The sequence below is a fragment of the Cupriavidus sp. SHE genome, assembly GCF_000812445.1.
Lineage (GTDB): Bacteria > Pseudomonadota > Gammaproteobacteria > Burkholderiales > Burkholderiaceae > Cupriavidus > Cupriavidus metallidurans.
This window is the reverse complement of sequence record NZ_JWMB01000018.1, coordinates 1-25,724: the sequence shown is the minus strand read 5'-3', so window position 1 is coordinate 25,724 and position 25,724 is coordinate 1. Positions and strand designations below refer to the sequence as shown.

General features: G+C 63.5%; 15 protein-coding genes and 1 pseudogene. 6 read left to right on the top strand and 10 right to left on the bottom strand.

The annotated features are described in order from the left end of the window. Positions 1–1,713, bottom strand: coding sequence for an AMP-binding protein (locus tag RN01_RS08560; RefSeq protein ID WP_017512302.1), 1,713 nt, complete (start codon positions 1,711–1,713; stop codon positions 1–3). Between the two features lie 245 nt (positions 1,714–1,958). Between RN01_RS08560 and RN01_RS08555 the strand changes: the two genes are divergently transcribed. The 3 genes and pseudogenes from RN01_RS08555 to RN01_RS32485 form a co-directional block, all read left to right on the top strand. Further along, a complete protein-coding gene (locus RN01_RS08555; RefSeq protein ID WP_017512301.1) occupies positions 1,959–2,705 on the top strand; it encodes a TetR/AcrR family transcriptional regulator in 747 nt (248 codons plus the stop codon). Positions 2,706–2,864: 159 nt separating this feature from the next. Continuing rightward, complete coding sequence (locus RN01_RS08550) at positions 2,865–3,572, top strand: response regulator transcription factor (protein WP_017512300.1); 708 nt, start codon at positions 2,865–2,867, stop codon at positions 3,570–3,572. Then, positions 3,482–5,368, top strand: a pseudogene (locus RN01_RS32485) (7TM diverse intracellular signaling domain-containing protein); the annotation flags it as partial. The gene RN01_RS08550 and the pseudogene RN01_RS32485, both read left to right, overlap by 91 nt. A 27-nt stretch (positions 5,369–5,395) precedes the next feature. On the opposite strand, the gene RN01_RS32945 reads toward RN01_RS32485, so the two are convergent. After that, entirely contained in the window at positions 5,396–10,624 is a 5,229-nt protein-coding gene (locus RN01_RS32945) for an autotransporter outer membrane beta-barrel domain-containing protein (RefSeq protein ID WP_039016664.1), read from the bottom strand. A 361-nt stretch (positions 10,625–10,985) separates the two neighbouring features. Here RN01_RS32945 and groES point away from each other — a divergent pair, with 361 nt between their 5' ends. Further along, a complete protein-coding gene (groES, locus tag RN01_RS08540) occupies positions 10,986–11,276 on the top strand; it encodes a co-chaperone GroES (protein ID WP_008644494.1) in 291 nt (96 codons plus the stop codon). A gap of 84 nt (positions 11,277–11,360) precedes the next feature. Further along, the gene (groL, locus tag RN01_RS08535; RefSeq protein ID WP_017514727.1) at positions 11,361–13,004 is read left to right on the top strand and encodes a chaperonin GroEL; all 1,644 of its coding nucleotides are present in this window, start codon (positions 11,361–11,363) and stop codon (positions 13,002–13,004) included. Positions 13,005–13,303: 299 nt separating this feature from the next. Here the strand turns inward: groL and tssE are convergent, their stop codons facing one another. The 8 genes from tssE to tssB form a co-directional block, all read right to left on the bottom strand. Then, positions 13,304–13,738: a type VI secretion system baseplate subunit TssE gene (gene tssE, locus RN01_RS08530; RefSeq protein WP_017514726.1), complete on the bottom strand. Its 435-nt coding sequence runs from the start codon at positions 13,736–13,738 to the stop codon at positions 13,304–13,306. Continuing rightward, a complete protein-coding gene (gene tssH / locus RN01_RS08525) occupies positions 13,735–16,416 on the bottom strand; it encodes a type VI secretion system ATPase TssH (protein WP_024569008.1) in 2,682 nt (893 codons plus the stop codon). Before tssH ends, tssE begins: the two co-directional genes overlap by 4 nt. Before the next feature lie 84 nt (positions 16,417–16,500). Further along, positions 16,501–16,986, bottom strand: a complete 486-nt coding sequence (locus RN01_RS08520; protein ID WP_011515476.1) for an Hcp family type VI secretion system effector — start codon at positions 16,984–16,986, stop codon at positions 16,501–16,503. Positions 16,987–17,000: 14 nt separating this feature from the next. Beyond that, positions 17,001–18,719, bottom strand: coding sequence for an OmpA family protein (locus RN01_RS08515; RefSeq protein WP_017514469.1), 1,719 nt, complete (start codon positions 18,717–18,719; stop codon positions 17,001–17,003). A gap of 10 nt (positions 18,720–18,729) precedes the next feature. Continuing rightward, positions 18,730–19,380 carry a DotU family type IV/VI secretion system protein gene (locus RN01_RS08510; RefSeq protein ID WP_024569007.1) on the bottom strand — a complete coding sequence of 217 codons (651 nt, stop codon included), beginning with the start codon at positions 19,378–19,380 and terminating at the stop codon, positions 18,730–18,732. Continuing rightward, a complete protein-coding gene (gene tssK, locus RN01_RS08505; protein ID WP_017515132.1) occupies positions 19,377–20,723 on the bottom strand; it encodes a type VI secretion system baseplate subunit TssK in 1,347 nt (448 codons plus the stop codon). Before tssK ends, RN01_RS08510 begins: the two co-directional genes overlap by 4 nt. Positions 20,724–20,840: 117 nt before the next feature. Continuing rightward, positions 20,841–22,418, bottom strand: coding sequence for a type VI secretion system contractile sheath large subunit (tssC, locus tag RN01_RS08500; protein ID WP_017515131.1), 1,578 nt, complete (start codon positions 22,416–22,418; stop codon positions 20,841–20,843). A gap of 25 nt (positions 22,419–22,443) precedes the next feature. After that, entirely contained in the window at positions 22,444–22,959 is a 516-nt protein-coding gene (tssB, locus tag RN01_RS08495) for a type VI secretion system contractile sheath small subunit (protein ID WP_024569006.1), read from the bottom strand. Positions 22,960–23,247: 288 nt separating this feature from the next. Between tssB and RN01_RS08490 the strand changes: the two genes are divergently transcribed. Next, complete coding sequence (locus tag RN01_RS08490; protein ID WP_017515318.1) at positions 23,248–25,602, top strand: type VI secretion system Vgr family protein; 2,355 nt, start codon at positions 23,248–23,250, stop codon at positions 25,600–25,602. Positions 25,603–25,724: the final 122 nt, after the last annotated feature.

Here is a 25,724-nt window from a genome sequence, read left to right as displayed (position 1 = left end):
TCACTTGGCCTTGGGGCTGATTCCGAGTTCCTGGGTCATCTGGTCCCGCATGACGAACTTCTGCACCTTGCCGGTGATCGTCATGGGCATCTCGTCTACAAAGCGAATGTAACGGGGGATCTTGTAGTGGGCAATCTGGTCGCGGCAGTAATTCCGGATTTCCTCGTCGGTGGCGCTCTGGCCCGGCTTCAGGACGATCCAGGCGCAGACTTCCTCGCCGTACTTCTCGTCGGGCACGCCGAAGACCTGCACGGACTGGACTTTCGGGTGCCGGAACAGGAATTCCTCGATCTCGCGCGGGTAGACGTTCTCGCCGCCGCGGATCAGCATGTCCTTCACGCGGCCGACGATGTTGCAGTAGCCTTCTTCGTCGATCGTGGCCAGGTCGCCGGTGTGCATCCAGCCGTCGCGGATTGCCTCGCGCGTGCGTTCCTCGTCGTCCCAGTAGCCAAGCATCACCGAGTAGCCGCGCGTGCAGAGTTCACCGGTGGCGCCGATGGGCAGCGTCTGGCCATCCACGTCGACCACCTTGCATTCCAGATGCGGCTGCACGCGGCCGACCGTCGACACCCGTTTGCCGATCGGATCGTCGGTGGCGCTCTGGAACGACACCGGGCTGGTTTCGGTCATGCCATAGGCGATGGTGATCTCGGCCAGGTGCATGTCCGCCACGACGCGCTTCATGACTTCCACCGGGCAGGGCGCGCCGGCCATGATGCCGGTGCGCAGGCTGGAGAAGTCGTACTTCGAGAAGTCGGGGTCGTCGAGTTGCGCGATGAACATGGTCGGCACGCCATGCAGGGCCGTGCAGCGTTCCTCGCTGACGGCGGCCATCGTGGCGCCGGGGTGGAATGCCTCGCCCGGGAACACCATACTGGCCCCGGTGGACACGCAGGCCAGCACGCCCAGCACCATGCCGAAGCAGTGGTAGAACGGCACCGGGATGCAGAGCTTGTCCTGTTCGGAAAAGCGCATCGCGCCCGCGATCGAACGGCCGTTGTTGACGATGTTGCGGTGCGTGAGCGTGGCGCCCTTGGGCGCGCCGGTGGTGCCGCTGGTGAACTGGATATTGATGGGGTCGCGCGCGTCGAGCCCGGCGGTGATCTCGTCGAGCGCAGTCTTTGGCACGTTTGCGCCGCGCGCCAGCAATTCGCGGAAGGTCAGCATGCCGGACGTCGGCACATCTTCCATGCGGATAACCCAGCGCAGCAGCGGCAGCCGGGCGGCGTTCAGCGCGCCCGGTTCGGCTTTGGCCAACTCGGGGGCCAGTGTTGCCAGCATGTCCAGGTAGCGCGAGGTCTTGAATGCTTCCGGCGCGATGATCGCCTTGCAGCCAACCTTGTTCAGCGCGTATTCGAGTTCCGCAAGGCGGTACGCCGGGTTGATGTTGACCATGACCAGGCCAACCCGGGCCGTTGCAAACTGCGTCAGCAGCCACTCGAAGCGGTTAGGAGACCAGATGCCGACCCGGTCGCCCTTGCGCAGGCCCAGCGCGTGGAGGCCGGCGGCCATCCTGTCCACTTCGGCGCTGAATTCATTCCAGGTCCAGCGGATGTTCTGCTCCCGGAATACCACTGCTGGCCGGCTGCCGTGGAGCGCGGCAGTGTTCGCCAGCAGCGCAGGCACCGTCAGTTCGCTGAGTGGTGGGGTGTCGGACCCTTTCACGTAAGACAGCCCCCCAATGGGCAGGGAGGTTCCCGGTTGCATCGCCATACCTGTCTCCTGTCGCGGCCGGATCGCCGTGAATTGAGTAATACTCAATCTCAGGAAATCAAGCCTATTGAGCGTTATATTAGGAATACGATGCGGAGACTGTATACTCTGCTGGATCAAAGGGCAAACGAAATTTGAGTAACATTCAACTTTCGGGCGCGCGCGGTCGGACAGGCGTGCCGAGCGCCGCTCGCGCCCTATAATTCCGGGCCATCACCGTTCAGGTTACGCAACAGGGACCGCAAATGCAGCAGATCGTGAATCAGCGTCGTATCCCGGCAGGCGCCAAGGCGGAGCAGCGTATTCGCGACATCTTGCGCGTGGGCCGCGAAGTGTTCTCGGAGCTTGGCTACGAGCGGGCGACCACGACCGAGATCGCGCAGCGTCTGGGGATTTCCGAGGGCACGATCTTCACGTACTTCCACAGCAAGCGGGACCTGTGTGTCCGCGTGATCCAGGACTGGTACGACGAGATCATCGCGGCGATGGAGGGCGGCATGCCGCGCGAGGGCACCGCCCGTGCGCAACTGGAGTTTTTTATCGGCACGCACCTGCGGCTGTTCCTGATCCATGGCACCGGCCTGTGCGCGCTGGTGCTGTCGGAGGGGCGCGCCAAGGGGCAGGGGCTCGACGAGGTGTTCGTGCCGTTGCAACGGCGCTACACGGCGCCGCTGATGGCGCTGCTGGCCGCCGCCCAGGCGGGTGGGGAGATCCGGGCCGATATGCCGTTGCGGCTGATGCGTTCGGCCATTCTGGGGCCGATGGAGCATATTCTCTGGGATGCCATCGTGAGCGGCCGCCCGGTCGACATCGACCGCACCACGCAGGACATGATCGCGCTGCTGTGGCCCGCGCTGCAGCCGCAGAACCTGCAGGCCGCCGCGCTGGGGCAGTTCTATGGCGAGGTCAGCGCGGCGCTGGCCCGGGTGCAGGCGGCGGGCGGGACGGCGGGTGGGGCGGCGGGCTCCGCCGAGGGTTCCGAAGCCTCCTGACGCCGCATCGCCGGTATCCCCGGCTACCTGTATTCGGGGATGCCATATCCGGCCCGTTTCTGGCAGGCTGGCATGACCTTGTCCGGAATCGTCCGGGCGTTCGCCAAGCCCGGCGGTAGTACGGCTACACTCAGGCCGCGCCCCCACCACTGTCACCCCATGATCCAACCCTTGCCCGACACGGCTGAATCGGTGTTGCCAGCGCCCCTGCTGGTCGTTGAAGACGAGCCGCCGATGCAGTCCAGGCTACGCACGATCCTGGCCGCACTGGGTTATGGCGACGACGCCATATGGTTTGCCGGCAGTCTCGAGGCCGCCAACACGCTGCTGGCCACGCAGCCGTTCGCCATGGCGCTGGTTGATGTGGGACTGCCCGACGGCAACGGCATCGACCTCATTCGGGTGATGCACGAGCAAGACCCGGCCCTGCCAATTTTGGTAATCTCCACGTGGAATACGGAACGGGTCATCGTAAGCGCGCTGCAGGCCGGTGCCACCGGCTACCTGCTCAAGGAGCGCGACGACGTCGAGATCATCCTGTCGATTCGTAGCGCGCTGCGGGGTGGCGCGCCGATCGACCCCTTCGTGGCCAGGCGCATTCTCGATCTGGCTGGAAAGATGGCGCCGCTGGCTGGCGGCGCGGAAGTCCAGGCCGGGCCGACGGTCGGTGCGCCGCCACTGAGCGCGCGGGAAATAGAAATCCTCTCGCTGGTAAGCAAGGGTCTGACCAATCGGGAAATTGCGGAGGTGCTGTCCTTATCAAAGTTGACGGTCGAATGCCATATCAGAAACACATACAAGAAACTGGCAGTTCACTCCCGCACCCAGGCCGTCTTCGAGGCGCGTGCCTCTGGCTTGTTGCGCTGATCTGCGGCGTCGTGCTGCTTGCCGGCGCAGCTAGCGCCCGGGCGCAATCGGAGGCCGTCACCTTTACCCGAATCGAAGCCGCACAGTCGACCTGGCAGGACGATGGCCCGCCCGTCACCGGCTGGGTACCCGTGTCGCTGCCGGACATCTGGTCCACGCGCTGGCCCGGCTTCGACGGCGTGGTCTGGTATCGCCTGAGCTGGCAGGGCGCCGACCCACGCCAGCCCGTGGCGCTGCTGCTCGACTACCTGAACATGGCCGGCGCGGTGTATCTCAACGGCAGTCTGCTGATGCGCGACACGAGCCTGGTCGAACCGCTCACGCGTGCCTGGAATACCCCGCGCTACCAGTTGCTGCCCGCCGCGCTGCTGCGAGAGGGCGCCAACACGCTGCTGGTTCGCGTCTCGGGGTTGTCGGCCTACCAGCCCGGCCTCGGGCCCGTATCGATCGCCGCCCCTGAACACCTGCGGCCCGCATACGATCGCGCGTACTGGCTGCGGCACGATCTGCAACTGATCAGCCTTGCCGTTACCGTCGCGCTCGGCTGCCTCTTTTTTTCGCTCTGGGTGATGCGTCGGCAGGAAGCGGCTTACGGATGGTTCAGCCTGATGTCGCTGGCCTGGTGGTGCGTGGCGCTGAACCAGGTGGCGACTACCACCTGGCCGTTCGCGAGTACCGACGCCTGGGAGCGTGCGAACACCGTCGCGCTGCTGGTCTACAGCGTCGCGTACATGTTATCCATGGCGCGATTCTGCGAGCGGCGTCTGCCGCGTGTCGAAGGCGGACTCTGGTTGCTTGCTGCAGTGGGAGCGGCGGTGGTGATCTGGGCGCCGACCGAATCCCTGTCCACGGTGCGCAACGTGCTCACGCTGTGGGCGGCGTGCGTCTTCTTCGCGACGTGCATCGTGTTCCTGGGCTTCGCCTGGCGTCATGGCCGCACCGATCATCGCATCCTGTCAGTTTGCATCGCCATCTTCCTCGTCGCGGCCGTGCACGACCTGCTGTCCTTTCTTGGCATCCTGACGGACAACGCCTACTACGCGGCGCTGACTTCGCAGGTCCAGATGATCGCTATGGCGCTGGTGCTGGCATGGCGCTTCGTGGCCAACCTGCGTCGGATCGAACGGTTCAACGACGAGTTGCACGGCAAGGTTTCCGAAGCCAAGGCCGAACTCGTCGTCAACCTGGGGCGCCAACGCGAGTACGAGGTTGCCAACGCGCGGCTCAACGAGCGGCTCAATCTGGCGCACGACCTCCACGACGGGCTCGGCGGCACACTTGTCAGCGGCATCGCCACGCTGGAGCGCAGCCCGCATGACATCCCGCCAGACGAAGTGCTGTCGATGCTCCGGGCGTTGCGCGACGACCTGCGCATCATCGTCGATACGACTGCCAGCCAGCAGTTCGGCGAGCCGGCGCTGGCGGGGCAGATCGTGCCGCTGCGCCATCGCCTGAGCCGGTTGCTGGAGAGCCATGACATCGCGTGCCATTGGCAGCTCGATGGCCTTGAGCATTGCCATCTGCCGACTTCGCGGATTCTCGATGTCATGCGGACCTTGCAGGAAGCGCTGACCAACGTGATGAAGCACAGCAAGGCCAGCCGCGCGGACGTCGCGGTACGCGTCGGCGCGCGCGGGCTGGAGCTGTTGGTCAGCGATAACGGCGTCGGCTTCGATCCGGCCGCCGCAGGGCGGCACGCCGGTGCCGGCATGCGCAGCATGCGCGCGCGTACCGAGCGCCTTGGCGGCACGTTCAGCGTGCGATCAACGGGAGAGGGGACCGTGCTTGCCGTTCATATTCCGCTCGACGCCAGTGGCGCTGGCCTACCACTTGACCTGCAACCCGGCGGAGCCAAGGATCGAGTTTCTGACCTTGGCATTGCCGCCGGCGGCCCAGATCCTGCCCACCTCGCCGTACAGGCTGAAGCGTCGGTTCAGGGCCGCGGTTAGGCCCGCGGCCACTTCGATGCTCGTGCCGCCGGTCGCTGCCACGATGTCGGTGGTGGCGGCCGGGTTCGTGAAGCGGGCGACGTCGCTACCGTTCGACGCCATGTAGAGGTTGACGCGGCCATATGGCCGCAACGCGGCGGAGCCTGCCTCCATTTCCCCCTTCACCCGTGCGCCGACGCGCGCGAGCCAGCTGCTGTTCACGTCGGTCTGGACCATTGCTCCGGGGATCTGCGCGTTGTCAAGGTGAATGCGTTGGTGAATCACCTGCAACTGGGGCTCGATGCTCCAGGCGCTGCCGCCAAGCGGAAAGGCGCGTCCCAGTTCCAGCGATGCCAGCAGGCTGTCTCCCTTGGTCTCGACCCCGGAACTGGACGCTGGCGTCACCGTGTAGCGGTGACGGCCCAACTGCAGCACGGCGTCGGCGTAGAAGCCGCTGTTCCCGGCATACGTGCCGTAGAAGCCCAGATACTGGTTGTGCAGATCGTTGCGGCCGGCGCCAGCATTGGCGATGCCGCCGACGAAGCCATTGACGCTTACGTTGCCATCCAGCTGGCCGACGTAGAGCCCGGCGCGCCAGTCTTGCGTGGCCAGCAAATCCGTGCCGGCCTGGAAGCCGGTCAACCGGCCCTTGCTCTTGGGCGACACCGTGCCGTCCTGGCTGACGTCGACATCGGTGGTCAGCACGCGGGCCCATGCCCGGCGATCGCGACCGGCAGGGGTGCCGGATGGGGTGCCCGATGGGGTGCCCGATGTGGCGGACCTCGGATCGTCATCGCCCACGCGCTGGTGCAGGTTGCCGATCATGGCGAGGTTGCTCTGGCGCAGTTGACTCGGCAGCGCCGCGTACAGCGCGGCTTCGGCACGGTAGGTCGTGACGGGCGGGTCCGCAGGTTCGGTGGTCGGGGTGGTTTCGGTAGGCTCGCCGGTCTCGCCGGTCTCGCCGGTTTCGCCATTGGAGCGCAGATACCAGTTCTCGCCCGATCCCTTGGCGTCGGCAGCGTACAGGCGGTACTGGTAGGCGCCGGCATCCACATGGCCACCGGCGAGCACGAACGCGTTCTTGCTGGTCTGCGCCGTGGTGCTGGCGCCATTGACGGCGCTGATCACCTCGATGCCGTTGCCCGCGGTCAGCGCGCCAAGCCCATTCAGGTTGGTGATCTGCAGCGTGGTCTGACCGCTGGCGATGGCGGCGGGGCCGCTGAGGATCAGCCGGTCACTCACGCCGGTGCTGTCACCGAGCGCAGTGCCCATGCGCAGCGAGCCGTTGTTGCCCGTGTAGGGGCCCGTCACCGTCAAGGTCGCGCCCGGTGTCGTGCCCATCAGCGAGACCACGCCCCCGTTGTTCAGTCCCGCGACACGCTGGCTGAAACCGGCGAGATCCAGCGTGGCGCCGCTGGCCACCGTGTGAACGGATGCCGCGCTGAAGGTGTTGGCCGCCCCCGCCCGTAGCGTGCCGGCCGCAACGTTGGTGGCGCCGGTGTAGTCGTTGGCGCCGGCAAGCGTTAAGGCGCCACTGCCGTTCTTGGTGAGAAAGCCCGAACCACTGATGGCCCCGGCGAGCGTGGCATTGAAGGCGCCGGTGTCGATCACAGGATCGTTGCTGCCCGTCAGGCGGATCGCATTGGCGATGCGCAGCCCATCGGTGGCAATGCCGAGCGTGGTGCCGTCGTCCATCGAGAGTGTGCCGGTCCCTAGCGCGCCGTTGCTGCCAAGGTCGATGCGTCCTTGCTTGAGCGCGGTGCCGCCACTGAAGCTGTTGTCGCCGCCAAGCGTCAGGGTGCCGCTGCCGGTCTTGAGCAAACCGCCCGTGCCGGAGATGGCACCCGACAAGGTGCCACTGCTATTGTCACCGCCCGTTGCCAGCGTCCTGGTGCCCAGCTTGATCTGGCCAGCGCCACTCAGGCTGCCGAAGCTGGCTTGCGCCGCGGTGATGCCAGAGATGTCGAGGGTGCCCGCTGCATCGACTTGCACACCGCTGGAGTTGGCGATGTTGCCCGCGCCGGACAGGGCAAGCGTGCCCCCGGCGACCTGTGTCGCGCCGGTGTAGGTGTTGACGCCAGTCAGGGTCAAGGTGCCGGTGCCTTGCTGGACGAGATTCCCGGTGCCGCTGATGACGTCGGCGTAGCCGATGCTGTCGGTCCGGTTGAACATCAGTGTGCCGTTGTTGACCACGTTGCCGCCAATGCTGCCGGTGGTGGTGGCATTGCCGATGCGCAGTGTGCCGCTGCTGAGTTGCGTGGTGGCGGCCCGCACGTCCCCCAGCGCGAAGATCCACTGGCCGGCGCTAGTACTGAGCGCGAGTTGTCCGCTGGCCGTCACTGGCCCGTACAGCGCGATGGCGTCGCGGGCGGAGATCGTGACATTGCTGCCGCTCAACGCGGCATTGGCCAGCAACGTGCCGCCGTTGGCCGCGAGTTGCAGATTGCTCGTGCCGGTGTCGATTGCCGATACCGGTAGCGTCAACGCTCCGCCAGCGGTCAGGCTGACCGCGCCGTTCGTGCTGTTGTTTAGCGCCGAGACGTGCAGATCGCCAGCCGCGCGAAAGGCCACGCTGGAGCCCGTTGCAGCGATCGGGCCCTGAAAGGTGTTGCCCGCGTCGGTCAATGTGATGGCGCCAGTGCCGGCACTGATGGTGGTGCTACCGGCAACGCTGAGCGCGCCGCTTTGGGTGATGGCCTTGTCGATGGTGGATGCCGACAGGTTGCCTAGCACCGTGCCGGTGCCAAGATTCATTGGACCCAGGCTCGTGGCAAGCAACGTATCCGTATTGACGTTACCGAAGGTCAGGGCCGAGGCGCTGCTGATTATCGTGGTGCCACCGGTCAGGTTTACCGCGCCAGCGAACGAATTGCTGGCGTTGGTCAGCGAGATGGCGTTCGTTCCCGCATTGATCGTGGTATCGCCACCGACCGCCAGCGCGCCGGATTGTCCAAGCGAACGGGTCGTGGTCAACGCGAAGTCGCCGCCCGTGCTGATCGGCCCGAGCGCAGCGATGTTGTTGCTGCTCTGGTTGAGCGTCATGTTGCCGATGGCGCTGCCTGTCAGGGTTCCCGCCGTCAGGCTGCCCCCGGTCTGGCGGACGTCCCCCGACGATTGCAGGCTGATCTGGCCCGTCCCGGCGGCCAGCGTGCCACCGATCTGGACACTACCGCCCGAGATGGCGATCGGGCCCTGAAAGCTATTGCCCGCGTCGGTCAATGTGATGGCGCCAGTGCCGGCACTGATGGTGGTGCTACCGGCAACGCTGAGCGCGCCGCTTTGGGTGATGGCCTTGTCGATGGTGGATGCCGACAGGTTGCCACGCACCGTGCCGGTGCCAAGATTCATTGGACCCAGGCTCGTGGCAACCAATGTATCCGTATTGACGTTACCGAAGGTCAGCGCCGAGGCGCTGCTGATGGTCGTGGCGCTACCGGTCAGGTTCACGGTGCCACCGAACCAGTTTCCGACATTGGTTAGCGAGATAGCGCCCGTGCCGGCATTGAAGGTGCTGTTGCCCGCAATGGTGAGCGCACCGTTTTGCATGATGAAGCCGCGGTTGCTCGTTGCCGACAGGCTACCGCTTACGGCGGTGGTGCCGAAGACCAACGCACCCGTGCTTGTGGCGGTCAATGTGCCGGTGTTGACGGTGCCCAAGTTCAATCCCGCGCCACTGGTGATCTGCGTGGCGCCACCGGTCAGGTTTACCGCGCCACCGAACGAATTGCTGGCGTTGGTCAGCGTAATGGCGTTCGTGCCCGCGTTGATCGTGGTATCACCACCGACCGCCAGCGCGCCGGATTGTCCAAGCGAACGGGTCGTGGTCAACGCGAAGTCGCTGCCCGTGCTGATCGGCCCGAGCGCGGCGATGTTGTTGCTGCTCTGGTTGAGCGTCATGCTGCCGATGGCGCTGCCTGTCAGGGTTCCCGCCGTCAGGCTGCCCCAGGTCTGGAGGACGTCCCCCAACGATTGCAGGCTGATCTGGCCTGTCCCGGCGGTCAGCGTGCCACCGAGCTGGACACTACCACCCGAGATGGCGATCGAGCCGCCCGACGTCGTGCCCGACGCGTCGATGTTGCCCCCCAGGCTCACGGCGGCGTCCGACGTGATCTGAACCTGCCCAGCTTGGGACTGGCCACCCTGCGAGACGTCGATGCCGCCGGTGTTGACGACGGCGCCCCCTGTTCCGCTCAGGCTGACGCTTCCACCATTGGCCTTGATGACGCCGCTGTTGTTGACGAGCGTGCCGTACAACCCCGGCTGGGCTGCTGCCGCCATGACGATCGTGCCTCCGGTTGCCAGGAGGGTTCCGGTATTGACGACTGCGGTGCTGCCCTGCGTGGTGCTCAGTGCGCCGGAAATGGCAACATTCATTAGGCCACTGCCGTCGAACGTCATCGTTGCGTGGTCCGCGGCCACCAGGCTGATTCGCCCGCCATTGGCCATCAGCAAGCCATTGTTCGATACGCCGGCGCCGACGAGTGCCGCCGAGTTGCCATTGAATGTTGCACCGCCAGCAAATGCTACGGTGCTGCGCATGGCCGCTGCATCCAGGCTGTAGCTGCCGCCCGTCGTGCCAGGGGTGGAAACACCGAGCGAGGTGGCGAGAAGTCCGCCGGTTGATGTCGTGCCACCGAAAACCAGGCCGTTTGCATTGGCAAGGATCGTCTGCCCGGCTGCCGACACGGATCCGTAGATCTGGCTGGCTGTAGTGCCAGAAATGTTGTTGAGGGTGACGGCGTTGGAACCCGTCGTGAAATTGACCGCACTGTACGCAGCAACATCGAACGAGGACCAGTTGATCGTGCCCGATGACGAATATTGATTGACTGTCGTGGTGGTGGTCCCTGTCGAGTTGACAGTCCCGCTCCCGCTGATCCAGACCGGGCCAGTTGGCAGCGTTCCGGCAATCGGTGTGGCAGCCATCGCAATGGCGGGGAGCAGGCCCGCGGAAAGCGCTGACAGTGCCGGCAAGCCGACGCTCCAGCCGGTACGCCGCCGGGAAGCCGTTGGGGCGATGGTTGCGGTGCCCGTGCCTCCCGAGCCCTGGCTTCCGGCCGTTTCCGGCGCCACCTTCAATGCGCACAGCGTGCGATTCCAGACAAGTCGATAGATATGGTTCAAGGTGCGGCCTCCCCGGTGGCTGCGAATGCCCCAGAGGGCGGCAAAGCCCAGAAGTTACAAATTGCAACAACTACAGGGAATCCCAAGAACTAGGGAATTCGGGGTGGGAGGACCGGATTTTTGTGTGATCTATGGGGCGTATTCACCGACTGGGACTGTTTTCCTCGGCGCATTCTTGTGATCTGTACGGGAAAACCCCCATTCAGCCCGCGTCTTGAAAACGAAATACCCCGTCCCTATAATTAGCACTCGCTGGGGGAGAGTGCTAACAGTCGCCCCCGCGCTACCCGAAACCCGATGGTCGTCGCTATCAGACGACCATTTTGTGATTTAACACTCACTTTTGTATCTAGGAGTCCGTATGAACCTGCGTCCTCTGCACGACCGCGTGATCGTGAAGCGTCTGGACAATGAAACCAAGACCGCATCCGGCATCGTGATTCCCGACAATGCTGCCGAGAAGCCCGATCAAGGCGAAGTGCTGGCGATTGGCCCTGGCAAGAAGGATGACAAGGGCAACAACATCGCCCTCGACGTCAAGGTGGGTGACCGCGTGCTGTTCGGCAAGTACGCCGGCCAGGGCGTGAAGGTGGATGGCCAGGAACTGCTGGTCATGCGCGAAGAAGACATCATGGCTGTCGTCAACAAGTAATCGACGCCCACAAGCCACCCAATTCCCGATCGTCCCCCTGACAATCCAGCGGGACGCATCCATCCAGATTCGGAGATTTAGAACATGGCAGCAAAAGACGTAGTGTTCGGCGACGCCGCCCGTGCCAAGATGGTCGAAGGCGTGAACATCCTCGCCAACGCAGTGAAGGTGACCCTGGGCCCGAAGGGCCGCAACGTGGTGCTGGAGCGCAGCTTCGGCGGCCCGACCGTGACCAAGGACGGCGTGTCCGTGGCCAAGGAAATCGAACTGAAGGACAAGCTGCAGAACATGGGCGCGCAGATGGTCAAGGAAGTGGCTTCCAAGACCAGCGACAACGCCGGTGACGGTACCACCACCGCAACCGTTCTGGCCCAGTCGATCGTGCGCGAAGGCATGAAGTTCGTTGCCGCCGGCATGAACCCGATGGACCTGAAGCGCGGCATCGACAAGGCCGTTGGCGCCGCCGTCGAAGAGCTGAAGAAGCTGAGCAAGCCGACGACCACCAGCAAGGAAATCGCCCAGGTTGGCGCGATCTCGGCCAACAGCGACGCCTCGATCGGCGAGCGCATTGCCGAAGCCATGGACAAGGTTGGCAAGGAAGGCGTGATCACCGTCGAAGACGGCAAGTCGCTGGCCGACGAGCTGGAAGTCGTGGAAGGTATGCAGTTCGACCGTGGCTACCTGTCGCCGTACTTCATCAACAACCCGGAAAAGCAGGTTGTTCAGCTGGACAGCCCGTTCGTTCTGCTGTTCGACAAGAAGGTCTCGAACATTCGTGACCTGCTGCCGGTGCTGGAGCAAGTGGCCAAGGCTGGCCGCCCGCTGCTGATCATCGCTGAAGACGTGGAAGGCGAAGCCCTGGCCACGCTGGTGGTGAACAACATCCGTGGCATCCTGAAGACCGCCGCCGTGAAGGCTCCGGGCTTCGGCGACCGCCGCAAGGCCATGCTGGAAGACATCGCCATCCTGACCGGCGGTACCGTGATCGCCGAGGAAATCGGTCTGACGCTGGAAAAGGCCTCGCTGCAGGACCTGGGCCAGGCCAAGCGCATCGAGATCGGCAAGGAAAACACCATCATCATCGACGGCGCCGGCGACGCATCGGCGATCGAAGGCCGCGTGAAGCAAATCCGCGCCCAGATCGAAGAAGCAACCTCGGACTACGACCGTGAGAAGCTGCAAGAGCGCGTGGCCAAGCTGGCCGGCGGTGTTGCCGTGATTAAGGTTGGCGCTGCCACCGAAGTCGAAATGAAGGAAAAGAAGGCACGCGTGGAAGATGCACTGCACGCTACCCGTGCTGCCGTGGAAGAAGGCATCGTCCCGGGCGGTGGTGTGGCCCTGCTGCGTGCTCGTGCTGCAATCGCTGGCCTGCACGGCGAGAACCCCGACCAGAACGCCGGTATCAAGATCGTGCTGCGCGCCATGGAAGAGCCGCTGCGCCAGATCGTGCTGAACGCTGGTGAAGAAGCTTCGGTCGTGGTGGCCAAGGTCATCGAAGGCAAGGGTAACTACGGTTACAACGCGGCTTCGGGCGAGTACGGCGACCTGGTGGAAATGGGCGTCCTGGATCCGACCAAGGTGACCCGCACCGCGCTGCAGAACGCCGCTTCGGTGGCTTCGCTGATGCTGACGACCGACTGCGCCGTGGCCGAATCGCCGAAGGACGAGTCGGCTCCGGCAATGCCGGGCGGCATGGGAGGCATGGGCGGCATGGAAGGCATGATGTAATTCATGCCGGACTGCTGAGCCAATCAGCCTGTCTGAGAAAAACCCCCGAGGGCGCGAGCCCTCGGGGGTTTTTCATTGGCCGGGTCAGATTGCGGACAACTCCTTTCCAAGCGCTGCCGCAGGGGCGGTCAGCCTACCCAGAATGGGCTCGGGGATGCGAATCACCTCGGACAGCAGTTTGAGTTTGGCCAGTTGTTCGGCAATGCCTTTGGCGCCACCGCCGGCGCGTTCGGCGATTTAATAGTGTGCGGAGGCATGTGCCGCTGAGATCCCTGGCAGCGCTCAGAGCGGATTGATGGTTAGTCGTGATCGTGCGCCGACCTCTGTAGCTTGAGCCGTGTCTTGCCGTCCGGCATGAAATGCGTGCCGAATCGCACCAGTCCAGATTGGTGTAAATGGCAGGTCATCGTGAAGCTCAACAGCATGCCCGGTTCGGGTTCCTCGATCTCGAGGTCGAGGGCCTTCAATCTCGGCTCGTAGCGCAGGAGTGTCGTCTCGATTTCCCGCTTGAGCGTGTGCGCCGAGGCAGGCAGGTGACGGTAGATGCGGGACAGATCTCCCAGTCCGTAGTCAGGCAGATGCGCAAGGCCACCGCGTCGACTGTTGAGGATGCGCTGGATGTTGTCCTGGACCGACAGGAAGGTCTGGGTCGACGCATCTAACTCGTCAACGGCAACGCCATTCGCAAAGAACCCGGTGACAGCTTCGAAGAGACCTGGCCCGCCGCGCGTCACGCGTGTTCCTCCGTGGTGGTTGCCACATCATCGAAGTCCAGCCCAATGCCGTCCTCCGCGGAGAACGAGAGCCGGATAGATACAGGTGCCTGCCTGCTGGCCATGCGTACCAGCAATTCACGCGACAGCACGGGCAAGATCTGCTGGTCGAGCAGGCTGTCGATATTGCGTGCGCCAGAATCAGGCAGCAGGCAGGCGCGCACCAGTTCGGCCACCAGGGCGTCGTCGCAGCGCAGCGGCACGTCGAACCGGCGTTCGATGCGCTCGGCCACCTTGGCCAACTTCATCCCTACGATCGTGGCCATGGCCTTCGCGGCGAGCGGCCGGTACACAATGGTCTGGAAGCGCGCCAGCAGCGCGGGTTGGAAACGGTCGATCAGGAGCGGCCGGATGGTCTCCATCAGCGTGCTGGCGGGGATTTCCACGCCAGCCTCCGCTGCGGCGTCGGTGGCCGCCAGGATTTGCTCGCTGCCGAGATTCGACGTCATCAGGATGACGGTGTTGCGGAAATCAATGACCCGGCCTTCGCCATCGCGCATGAAGCCGCGATCGAAGACCTGGTAGAACAGGTTGAGCACGTCCCGATGGGCCTTTTCCACCTCATCCAGGAGGACCACGCTGTAGGGGCGCTGACGGACAGCCTCAGTCAGGATGCCGCCCTCGCCATAGCCGACATAGCCCGGCGGCGATCCCTTCAATTGCGATACGGTGTGGGCTTCCTGATACTCCGACAGGTTGATTGTGATGAGCGAGCGTTCGCCGCTGAACATGAGATCGGCCAGTGCCCGTGCCGTTTCGGTCTTGCCGACCCCGGAAGGGCCCACGAGGAGAAAGACGCCCAGCGGTGCCTCCTCGGATTTCAAGCCCGCCTTGGCGGCGCGCAGGCTTTTGCCGAGCGCGGCCAGCGCCTCGTCCTGCCCGACCACGACCCGTCCGAGGCGTGCCTCCAGTTCCAGCAGGGTGGCCAGTTCATTCGACAACAGGTTGTCAACCGGCACGCCGGTCCAGTCGGCAATTACCTGCGCCACGACGGTCTCAGCAACTTCTGCATGTAGGAGTGTCGCCTGACCGTGCGCGGCCAGGACCTGGTGGGCGGCCTGAATGGAGGACGCGAGATCGTGGCGCTCGGAAGCGTCGGTAGCGGCCTGCCATTGGGCACGCAGTACCATCAGCTTGTCGGCAGCGTCCTTCTGCTCCGCTAATTCGAACTCAAGCTGTCCGAGTTCGATGGCAAGCTCGCGTAGGCGCGTCTCGATGGCCGACAGACGATTGCGCTTGTCCTCGCCGGTGGCACCCTGATCCTGCTGCAGCGCCGAGTACTCGACCCCCAGCGCCGCGCGTTCGGCTTCAAGGGTGCAGATCGCCACGGGCCTGGCCTCCTGACTCATGCGCACCCGCGCAGCCGCCGTGTCGATCAGGTCAACCGCCTTGTCGGGGAGTTGGCGCCCAGTCAGATAGCGACGTGAAAGACGGACAGCGGCTACCACTGCGGCATCGGTAATATGCACGCCGTGGTGCTGCGCATACCGATCCTTGAGCCCGCGCAACATCAGGCAGGCGTTCTCATCATCGGGCTCATCGACCTTCACCATCTGAAAGCGGCGCTCCAGCGCCGCGTCGCGCTCGAAGTACTGCTTGTATTCGGACCAGGTGGTCGCCGCGATCGTGCGTAGTTCGCCCCGTGCCAGTGCAGGCTTGAGCAGGTTGGCGGCATCGGCGCCACCGGCCGTGTTGCCGGCGCCAATCAGGGTGTGCGCCTCGTCGATGAAGAGCAGGATGGGCGTCGGCGACTGCTGGACGGCCTCAATGACATTCTTGAGGCGCTGCTCGAACTCGCCCTTGACGCCCGCACCGGCTTGCAGGAGGCCCATATCCAAGGTGAGTACGGTTACGTCCCGGATGGTCGTGGGCACATCCTCTTCGGCGATTTTGAGCGCCAGCCCTTCGACGAGCGCAGTTTTGCCGACCCCCGGTTCGCCGACCAGAATCGGATTGTTCTTACGGCGCCGGGCGAGGATATCGACCATCTGCCGTATCTCGACATCGCGGCCAAACACAGGGTCGATCTTGCCATCGCGCGCCTTCTGCGTGACGTCCGTGGTGAAACGAGAGAGGGCTGAGCTGTCGGGCTGGCCGGCAGGGCGCCTTGTAGCGATGGTCGCCGGTCCCTGGCTAGGGGTGATCTGCGATGTTGCCTCGACAGATATCTTGTCCAGTTCAGGCATCAGCCGCTCAATCTGCGCGGCAGACACGCTCAGCAGCGGCCAGGCATCCGGGGCGCGCAACAGGTGCGGCGTCTCCGCCAGTGCCGCCAGCAAGTGGGCCGAACGAATCGATCTGTCTACACCCGGGGCCGTGGATTCGAGCGAGGCACGCATCCACGCGGCCTCCAGCCACTGGCCCAGGCGCTGCGATAGCCCCGGCTTGCCCCGGAGGCCATGCGGCAGGTGGTCGACCGCAGCCAGCAGTCCGTTCCAGATCCCATCGATGTCCAGTTCGTAGCGACGCAGGATGGCAAGCAGGTCGCCTTCACCCTGTTCCATCAGCTTGATCAGCCAGTGCTCCACCTCGATGTCACGGTGCGCGCGGGTTTCGCAAAGACTGGCTGCATCCGCCAGAGCACGGGCGCAGTGGTCGTTCAGGCGTCGCAGAAAGGGAGAGTAATCGCGGGTGGTCATGGTGGCGTATCGCTGCGGTGGCGCAGTGGAGGAGACGAGAGCGCTGGTTCGCTAGCCGACGCCAGGCACCGGCCGCGATGGCGCTTACGAGCGCTCGTTCCAGCTGTCGGCGTGGATGATGTTGCCGTCCTTGTACGACCAGGTAATCCTCTCGTAGCGCAGCTCGACGTCTTCGAGGTGATTGTGTTTTTCGTAAGCCGGGTTCTTGATGTCCAGCATCTTGGCCGTCACGCCAACCACCTTCACGTTCTCCAGCTTGGTGTTGAAGTACTCCTTCTCCTTGCCGGCGTCGTCAATCTTGTACCACTTGATCTCGATCGACTTGAGCGTCTGGCCGCTGGTGACCGCCTTGTATAGATACGGGGTCGAAGCGTCGGTTTCCTTGGTGAACAGGATCGGCTTGTGCACGCGCGTGCCGGTCAGCTTGCCCGTGTTGGAGTCGGTCGGGATGTTGACCGAGTGATCGAATGCCACGACTTCGACGCTGCCCTCGCGCTCCGTGACGGTGACCGAGCCTTTGATATCGGCGCCACCGTCGTCCTTGATCCACATATATGCGGGAATTGCCATTTCTCTTGCTCCTTTTACTGCGATGTACAGGCCGGATGGCCCAGGGATTCCCGATTGTCGCGCTGCTCATCGCGACAATCGGGGACTAGCGTGATCTCGACGCGGCGGTTGGCCGCACGGCCGGTTTCCGACTCGTTGGGTGCCTTCGGACGGGTCTCGCCGTAGCCCTGGATGGCAAAGCGGGTGACTGGCAAGTCGGCGGCATCCGCCAGCCAATCCCGCACGGACGCGGCGCGTGCTTCGGAGAGTTTCAGGTTGGCCCGCGAATCTCCCACTGAGTCTGTGTGCCCAGCCACGAGCACGCGTTTGTCGGGATGGGCCTTGATCATCTCCAGCGCACCGATCAGCACGCGATTGGAGCCGGGGTTGAGCAGCGCGCTACCGCTCTTGAAAAGCGACAGGCTGTCGAGTTCGATGGTCGCGGGCAGCGGCGCAGGGGGTTGATAGGCGGCGATCAGGGTATTGAGCGGCGCGAGGAGTCCGGCACCGCGGTAGAAGCCCAACCCGAGGCGAGGCGGCACGCCGGACCGGCTGTATTGATCGAGCTCGTCGCGGTTCCGCTTGAGCGCCTGCAGTGCATCCACGCGCGCCACATCATGCTCCGGGCCGATCACTCGATAACGAGCCATGTCCGTCATGACACGTGCGACCAGGGCGCGGTTCTGCCACGCGGAGGCCGTAGCCGCTGCGCAGAAGGCGAGCGCGAGCCAGGCGAACGCATGCGCCATTGCACGCGGCATGGCCCGCTGCACAGGCTGCAAGGCGATGCCGCGCAGTAGCGGCTCCGGCAAGGGATAAGACGCGTTGCGTACCGCTCCCGGGCCGCGTGCCAACCCGGTTACTTGCGTCACGAAGCGCGCATAGAGAGAATCCGGGACCGGCACACCGTCGATGGCGGTCACCCCAAACGCGGTGATATCGACGGGAGGGCCGCTGCGCAAGCCATCACGACCCTCGTCACGCAACGGTGGCAACAATGCGCCGGCCGCCCACCTGACCAGCGCGTCGAGGCGGGCCGCACGGTGCATATGTGCATCGCGGTCTGCCGGGACGGTTGCCCGTGGATAGCTCGCGAGACTATCCGAAAGCTGCGCGCACAGCGTACCGGCTGCAGGGACGGTGGCGCCGGACACGCCGAACCATGCGCAATCGTCGACCGGTCCTCCGGCTTCTTCGGCATAGACGGCAACGCAGACGGGCAAGGAATAGCCAACGGCCCGGCTGGCTTCGCCAATGGCGACACGCCAGCGCTTGAGTGCGGCGGTCAGCACGGCGGCGTCGCGAGCGTGATCCGCAGCAATCAGGCAGGCAACGGTGTCCGGGCCTTGTCCTTCGCGCCAGCGCTTGAGTGCGTCGGCTACGTGCGCAAGCCGCGTTGCATCGTCGACGCGCACCCAGATCGCTGTATCGGTGATCTGGACCAGCGCTTCGCCGAATGCCCGTGCTGGCGCTCCGCCGCAATCTCCCATCACCAGCGCCAACGGTGTGTTGCGGCGAATGTCGCCCGGCAGCGCATCCAGCGACGCGTTGATGGCCTCAAGCACGTCTCGGGAGGCACGTTGGCACGCACGGACGCGCCGAGTGGCTACCACGATGGCGATAACTACCACCGCGATGACGAACGTCCCGAGTAATAGGTTCCACGCAGGCTGCCAGGGAGAGCTGAACGCCAGCCAGGCCAGCGCGAGCACGCCGATCCAGCCGAACAGGCTGCGGTAGGGGTAGTCGGTCACGACATCCCTTTTAGCTGGCCAGCCGGGCGATAGAGACGGCCAGCCATCGATCCAGCGCAAAATACACCAGACCAGCGCCGACCAGTGCAATGGCCACCCAGGCCAGCGGCGACAGGCCGCGCCATCCCCGCATCTTGCCGGCTGTGACGATGACCGGCCCGGTAGTCTTCTGCACGCCGGCGCGCTGAAGGCGTTCATCGATGGTATGCACCAGCGCATCTCGGGCGGCGTTGCCTTCCAACGCGAACTTGCCTTGGAAGCCCAGGCCTAGTACCGCATGAAAGACAACCAGCAGGGGAATGACCGGCTGCGCTTCCGCCAGCCTGCGTTCGATGCGCGCAATCAACTCCTCGCCAGCGTTATGACTCTGGAACTCCTGGACCTGCAAGGGTTCGCGCTCCCAGGCGCTACGCTCGTCGCCCGTGAGCCGGCGCAATGCGTACTCATCCAACAAGGCACACTGCGCATAGGCGGCATCCTCGACCACGGCCGGGGGGTGGCCCGCGGCCAGGAACTCCTCCCGCAGGCGGGTCACCTGCTCGAGACACTTTTTCCGAAACATTGCGAAGGTGTCGCGGGGCGCAGCCTCATCGGCTAGCTCTGTCACGGTGAGCGCGGTGTCGCGGAGGGCGAGGGGCAGAATGGTGGTCAGCGTTGTCATGCTGGCAATACCGCAAAGAGCTCAAGGGAGACATCTGGCACCGAAGCGGGGACATAGAACTGGCAGGCCCGCGCAGCCAGCATGCGTTGGAATGCTGGATGGCCACTGTCGAGCGCGAAATACTGGTTCTCGATCCGAACCGGAATGGCCGCGGGCAGCCGTGGCATGGTTCGCAACGGAATTCCCGGCAAGGCCGAATTGAGGATCTGTTCGGCCTCGTCGGGCGCCCCGGCCTTGCACAGACGGGGCAGTTGCTCAAGCAGCGTGTGGGCGGGCAGTCCCGCCTGGACCGACAGGTAGTATTCGGCGCCTTCGACAAGCCGCTCGTCGAGGATCTTGCCCATCCAGACCGTGGGCCGGATTTGCTCGAGCGCCACGGGAACGACCCGCGACGGAATTACCGTATCCAGCAGCGTACGGATCAGCGATTCCAGCTCCGCGAACATTGGTTCGGGCGTCTGGTGGTCATAGGCCGGGATGGCCTGCAGCGTTTCTGTGGTGGAGAAGGTCAGCAGCGACCCGGCCAGACGGGAGAGAACAACATAGAGCCGTTCCGGATGCTGCTGCGGTGCTGCGCACAGGCGGGCCAACTCCGGCCAGGTTCCGTTCACGCTGTGCAGTAGCCAAAAGAGCGCGACGTCGGCGACTGCAAAATCGGCAATCTGGTCGGAACGCTCACGCCTGCGCACAGCAAGGCTCGCGCTCTTGGCAGCCAGGATTTCCGAGAGTCGGCGCATGCGCTCGGTGAGTCGGTCGTTCGCTGACAGGAAGAGGCACGGTGGCACGAACACCGGATCGAGTTCGAATCGCCCTTGCGGCGTGCGCACGAGCCGCGCGATTGGACAGGTCACGTAGTCGCCGTGCGTCTCGAAATCGAAGAGCAGGGCCAGTGCGTGCCGCTCGACACTGATCTCTTCCTTGCCTTCCCCATGCAGGTCGGCGACTTCCAGATACTCGTGCAGGAAACGCCGCGGCCGGACGGGCCGCTCGCCGGTCTCGATGCAGTTGCCGCCTTGCGTATCGACCAGAGGCAGGCCGATCAGCACCACGACGCTGTCGACGTTGGACGGCACGTCGGCGAGATCGCGTGCGGGTGGGGTATGGTCCGCAGTGTCTGTGTCGATCACCGTGCCATCTGGCAGGCGGATCGCCAGCGCATCGACCATCAGTCGATGGATGGACAGCGCCTGCGAATCGATCCCCACCCGCACCGTACCCCACGGCTCGGGGCTCGCGATACACGCAATGTGCTCGTTGGTGTACTGTTCCCACAGCGCTTGTTGCTGGAAATGCTGCGGGGTCATGAAAATGCCCTGCGCCCACAGCGGTCTTGCTATCTTCATCGTGATCGGCTCATCGTGATTGGCTGGTACGCCGAAACAACTCTTACCGCATGGGAGACGCCGCACGGTGACTCATAGCTACCGTGCGGCAGGACTCAAGACATGTTTGCGATCTGTCTAAATCGCCGTTGAAGCGGACAGCAGTCGATCGGCTTTCGCCTTGGGCATCTGCGAGACCAGCGACAGGTTGATATCCATCCCTTCGATCTGGAAGTGCGGCACGATGAAGAGCTTGACGCGGAAGAAGCCCGGGTTGTCTTCGATGTCCTCGACGATCACCTTGGCCTCGCGCAGCGGGTGCGAGGCCTGAAGTTCATCGCCCGGATCTGTCATCTCGGTGACGAGCGTCTTGACCCAGGTGTTCAGCTCCAACTCCAGCACGCGCCGATCCTTGGTGGTGCCTATGTTCTCGCGCTGAATCAGCTTCAGGTAGTGGGCGATGCGTGACAGCAGGAAGATATATGGCAGGCGCGCATTGACGCGGCTATTTGCCGTGGCCTCCTTGGTGTCATAGAGCGCTGGCTTCTGGGCCGAGTGGGCCGAGAAGAAGCACGCGAAGTCGTGGTTCTTGTAGTACGACAGCGGGATGAAGCCGAGATTGGCAAACTCGAACTCGCGCGTCTCCGGGATCAGCACCTCGGTCGGGATTTTGGCCTGGTTGCCGGTGCCCAGGTCATACAGGTGGATTGGTAGATCCTCGACGAGACCACCGGCCTGCGGGCCCCGGATCTGCACGCACCAGCCGTTCTTGATGAAGCTCTGCACCATGTTCACGGCAAAGGCGAACGAGGCGTTGCCCCACAGATAGCGGCTGTGATCCGGCCCCTTGACGGCTTCGGTGTAGTTGAAGGCGCGCACCGGTACCGTATCCGGGCCATAGGGCAAGCGCGCGAGGAAGCGCGGCAGGGTCAGGCCGATATAGCGGGCGTCATCCGAATCGCGGAAGCTCTTCCACTTCAGATTCTCGGCGCGATCGAAGTAACTACCGATATCGCGGATGCTGGCCACCTCCTCCATCGAGTCCTTGCCAAAGAACTTCGGCGACACCGAGCCGATAAACGGCATATGGGCGGCGGCGGACACCTTGGAGATATTGCGCAGCAAGACAATATCCTGCTGGTTTCTGTCGAACTCGTAGTTGGAGATGATCGAACCGATGGGTTCACCGCCCGGGGTGTCGTACTCCTGAATGTAGGTGTGCAGGTACAACCCGCTCTGGATGACCTCCGGGGTGTCCTCGAAATCCTGGCGCAGCGCGTCCTTGGACACATCCAGCACTTCGATCGTGACGTTCTTGCGGAAGTCCGTCCGGTCGACCAGGAACTTCAGGCCGCGCCACGCCGACTCGATCTGTTGGAATGTCTCATGGTGCATGATCGCGTCCAACTGCTGGCTGATCTGCTGGTCCAGATGCGCGATATGGAAGTCGAGTAGGCTCTTGTCTAGACGATCGACCTGTTGCGATGAGTCCTGGATCATCTTCAGGAACACGCTCATCGCCTGGGCGACACGCTCATCCAGCGACGATTCGGACAGCGCATCGGCGCTCTGGAACGACTCCATCGGGCGCGCGGCCTTGACCGGGGTCAGGTTGATCTTCTCGCACAGGGACTCATAGACGCTCTTGCCCGGCGCATCCAGGACGACGGTGTCGGTTTCGCTGTTGGCGCTGGGGGACATTTCATGCTGGGCCATGGGGCTCAATCCTCAAGAATTCGGGTTACTGGGCAGATTGGGAAATCGGTGCAGCCTCGCCGATCTTTTGCAGGTCGGCCCGCAGGCGCTCGGACAGGCCAGGGTCCTTGAGGATTTTCTCGAGTTCGCGACGAAACATGGCGTTGTCGAGCAGGTTCGACTTCAGGTCGCGCAGCAGGTTGCGTGCGGCCATCAGCGCGCGCAGCTCTGGCACGCGGCTCGCGACGACTTCCGGCTTGAAGTCATCCATGGACTTGAAGTCCAGATCGACCGGCAGCTCCGAACCATCCCGCGCGAGGGTGCTCTCGACCGCGATCCGAGCCTTCGGGTTGAAGTCGGCGAGGACCGAATTGAAATTGTTCTTGTTGATCGACACCTTCTCGCGCTCAGCGAGGGCTCTTGTTTCCCGGCCGTTGCTGTAGTCGCCCATCACCAGCAGTTTCAGGGGTAGCTCGACTTTCTTCTGCGCACCACCCGTATGCAGGTCGAGCTTGATGTTGACCCGTGCCTTGGGCACTTCATTCTGAAAACTTTCGGCCATATGCAATCCTGTTTAATTCGAGAAACTCGCAATTAAGCGATCTTCAATTCCGAAGGTTTGTGCAACCAAGGAACAACGATCCGGCAGGCAGGATAGTGGAATCCAGTCGGCAGGGAAATCGCATTTATCCGGTTTTGTACTGGACCTTGCTTTGCACTCAACTGAGGCTGGAATCGCATTCCCGGTACCGCAATTTGCAGGTAGCGTTCGATGCGCGGGAGCGCACATCGGCGCTAGATGTTGGCTCCTTGCAGTTGGTTCGATCACGCTGACAACGGAGCAGGAAGCATGGCGGGTGTGCTGGGTGAACTGAAGGCGTACGGAGCGGAGGCGCTGCGCAATGCGGTGGCTGTGACGGTTACCGGGCGGCAGGCGTACTTCCTCGAGGTGCCAGGATCCGTCAGTGCCGCGGGGTTGTCAGTGGTGTCTTTCGAGGCAGTGGAGCGCCTGGGCGAGCCATATGAAGTCCGGGTACGGCTTACACATCCGCTGGAGTTGGACCGGGCTGAGTACCTGAACCGGGATGCCACCTTCGTCATCGATGCGGGCGAGGATAGTGAGCCGCGCAAGTTCGCGGGCTGGATATCAGAGTTCTCGAAGACCCGCCAGACCCGTGACTTCTGCGCGTACGAGATGGTCGTGGTGCCGCAGGTCGCGCGGCTGAGGCTGACGAAGCGCAGCCGCATTTACCAGCAGAAGACTGCCCCACAGATTATCGAGGCCATCCTGCGTGGCCATGAGCTGAAGGGTCATCAGTTCGCTTTCAAGACCCGGCGTACCTATCCGCAGCTCACCTTTCGCATGCAGTACGAGATGACCGATTGGGACTACATCCGGCTGCTGATGGAACAGGAGGGGTTGTATTGCTACTTCATGCCAGGCAAGTTCGGCGAGATGGTGGTGTTCGGGGACGACATCGACCACTACATCTACCAGCCAGAGCTGCGCGTGCCCTACCGCGAAACAGCAGGACTTGAGTCGGGCCTGGAAGCGGTCTACGAAATCCAGACGCACGCAATAACGGTGCCGGCGTCAGTCAAGGTGGCGGACTACAACTCGGCCGATTCGTGGGAACGAAAAGTGGCCGAGGCCAACATCGCCTACAAGGACAAGACGACCTACGGCCAGCCCTACGTCTACGGCACGCATCACCTGGACCAGGCCGGAGCGAAATGGCAAGCGCAACTGCGGCACGAAGCGGCTATCGCTTGGCAGCTCATCTACGCGGGTCAAAGTAACGTGCTGGCATTGCGTCCGGCGCGCATTCTGCGCATCGACACGACCTTGCCAGATGCGCCCAATGGGCAGGTCATCACCGAAGTCATCCACACCGGCGCCCGCGATCAAGCGTACCGCAATACCTACAAGGCCATTCCTTGCGACCGGCGCTTCCGCCTGCCGATGGACGAGTCCAAATGGCCACGCATTGCCGGAACGCTCAGTGGCCGGGTCACGTCGCCAGGCCAGTACAAGTATGCGTACCTGACGCAGGACGGGCACTACATCGTCCGGTTCGACTTCGACTTCGACGAGTGGCCCAAGGGCGGCGAGAGCGTGCCGCTGCGCCTCGCCAAGCCGTTTGCGGGGGGCTTGCAGACAGGATTTCACTTTCCGCTGATTGACGGTACCGAGGTGGCGATTGCCTTCCATGATGGGAATCCCAACAAGCCTTTTATTAGTGCCGCATTACACGCAAGCCTGCAGCCCGATCACATCACCAATCAGGACCGGTGGATGTCGCGCAACGTCTTCCGCACGCAGGCCAATAACAAGCTGCGCTTCGAGGATTGGCAGGGGCAGGAGAGCATCAAGCTATCCACGGAGTACGGTGGCAAGACCCAGTTGAACCTCGGCTACCTGGTAGACCGCAAGAAGAAAAGGCGAGGCGAGGGATTTGAGCTGCGTACTTCGGGTTGGGGTGCGATCCGGGGTGGCAAGGGGCTGTTCCTATCGGCGGATGATCAGCCGGGCGCGACAGGCCAGCAGCTCGCCATGGAGGATCCCGAAGCCACGCTCAAGCAAGGCAAGGAGATACTGAACTCTCTCAATGACTCGGCCAGCGCCGCCAAGGCTTGGCTCGCAGACATCGACCAGCAACGCGCACTCATTGAACAGAGGCTGCTGAGCCTGCAGAAGCCTGTCCTCATTGCCACGGCGCCGCATGGCGTAGGCGTGACGAGTGGGGAGAGCATGCAACTGGCAGCGCGCAAGCAAATGTTCGTGACCGCTGGCAGTGGTCTGGACATCGGCGTTCTTAAACGAATGACGATCGCCGCTGGGGAGGCCATATCGCTATTTGCCGCGAAGCTGGGTATCCGTCTCTTTGCGACCAAGGGCAAGGTTCAGATCCAGGCGCAAGGTGATGCGTTGGAGTTGATGGCGTTGAAGGACGTTGTGGTCAGTTCGTCCGAGGGCAAGGTCATGGTCACCGCGTCTCAGGGCATCACGTTGGGCGACGGCTCCGGCGCGTACATCACGATTGGCAACGGAAAGATCGTGCTGGCCAGCCCGAGCGGTCAGATCGAAGCCAGGGGCAACCTGAATGTCGAGGATCCCGCAGGCGGCAACTTTACTTTCCCGAACTGGATGAACGCCCCGGTGAAAGACATCAAGGGCGACATGAACTTCGGGTTCTCCGAGTAAGGCAGCGCATGGCGACGACCCCGACGACCCCGTCTCTGCCACCACTGAAGCCATTGCGCTTCACGTTCCCGTTCCGCAAGAAGGGCAATGGCACCGCATCCGTCGAGATTACGGACGAGCAC

What these genes read in the sequence shown, in the direction of transcription:
- tssK (WP_017515132.1), bottom strand. Translation starts at nt 20,723, where the DNA reads ATGAAGATAGCAAGACCGCTGTGGGCGCAGGGCATTTTCATGACCCCG.
- RN01_RS08560 (WP_017512302.1), bottom strand. Translation starts at nt 1,713, where the DNA reads ATGGCGATGCAACCGGGAACCTCCCTGCCCATTGGGGGGCTGTCTTAC.
- tssB (WP_024569006.1), bottom strand. Translation starts at nt 22,959, where the DNA reads ATGGCCGAAAGTTTTCAGAATGAAGTGCCCAAGGCACGGGTCAACATC.
- groL (WP_017514727.1), top strand. Translation starts at nt 11,361, where the DNA reads ATGGCAGCAAAAGACGTAGTGTTCGGCGACGCCGCCCGTGCCAAGATG.
- tssC (WP_017515131.1), bottom strand. Translation starts at nt 22,418, where the DNA reads ATGGCCCAGCATGAAATGTCCCCCAGCGCCAACAGCGAAACCGACACC.
- RN01_RS08555 (WP_017512301.1), top strand. Translation starts at nt 1,959, where the DNA reads ATGCAGCAGATCGTGAATCAGCGTCGTATCCCGGCAGGCGCCAAGGCG.
- RN01_RS08550 (WP_017512300.1), top strand. Translation starts at nt 2,865, where the DNA reads ATGATCCAACCCTTGCCCGACACGGCTGAATCGGTGTTGCCAGCGCCC.
- RN01_RS08510 (WP_024569007.1), bottom strand. Translation starts at nt 19,380, where the DNA reads ATGACAACGCTGACCACCATTCTGCCCCTCGCCCTCCGCGACACCGCG.
- RN01_RS08490 (WP_017515318.1), top strand. Translation starts at nt 23,248, where the DNA reads ATGGCGGGTGTGCTGGGTGAACTGAAGGCGTACGGAGCGGAGGCGCTG.
- RN01_RS08520 (WP_011515476.1), bottom strand. Translation starts at nt 16,986, where the DNA reads ATGGCAATTCCCGCATATATGTGGATCAAGGACGACGGTGGCGCCGAT.
- groES (WP_008644494.1), top strand. Translation starts at nt 10,986, where the DNA reads ATGAACCTGCGTCCTCTGCACGACCGCGTGATCGTGAAGCGTCTGGAC.
- tssH (WP_024569008.1), bottom strand. Translation starts at nt 16,416, where the DNA reads ATGACCACCCGCGATTACTCTCCCTTTCTGCGACGCCTGAACGACCAC.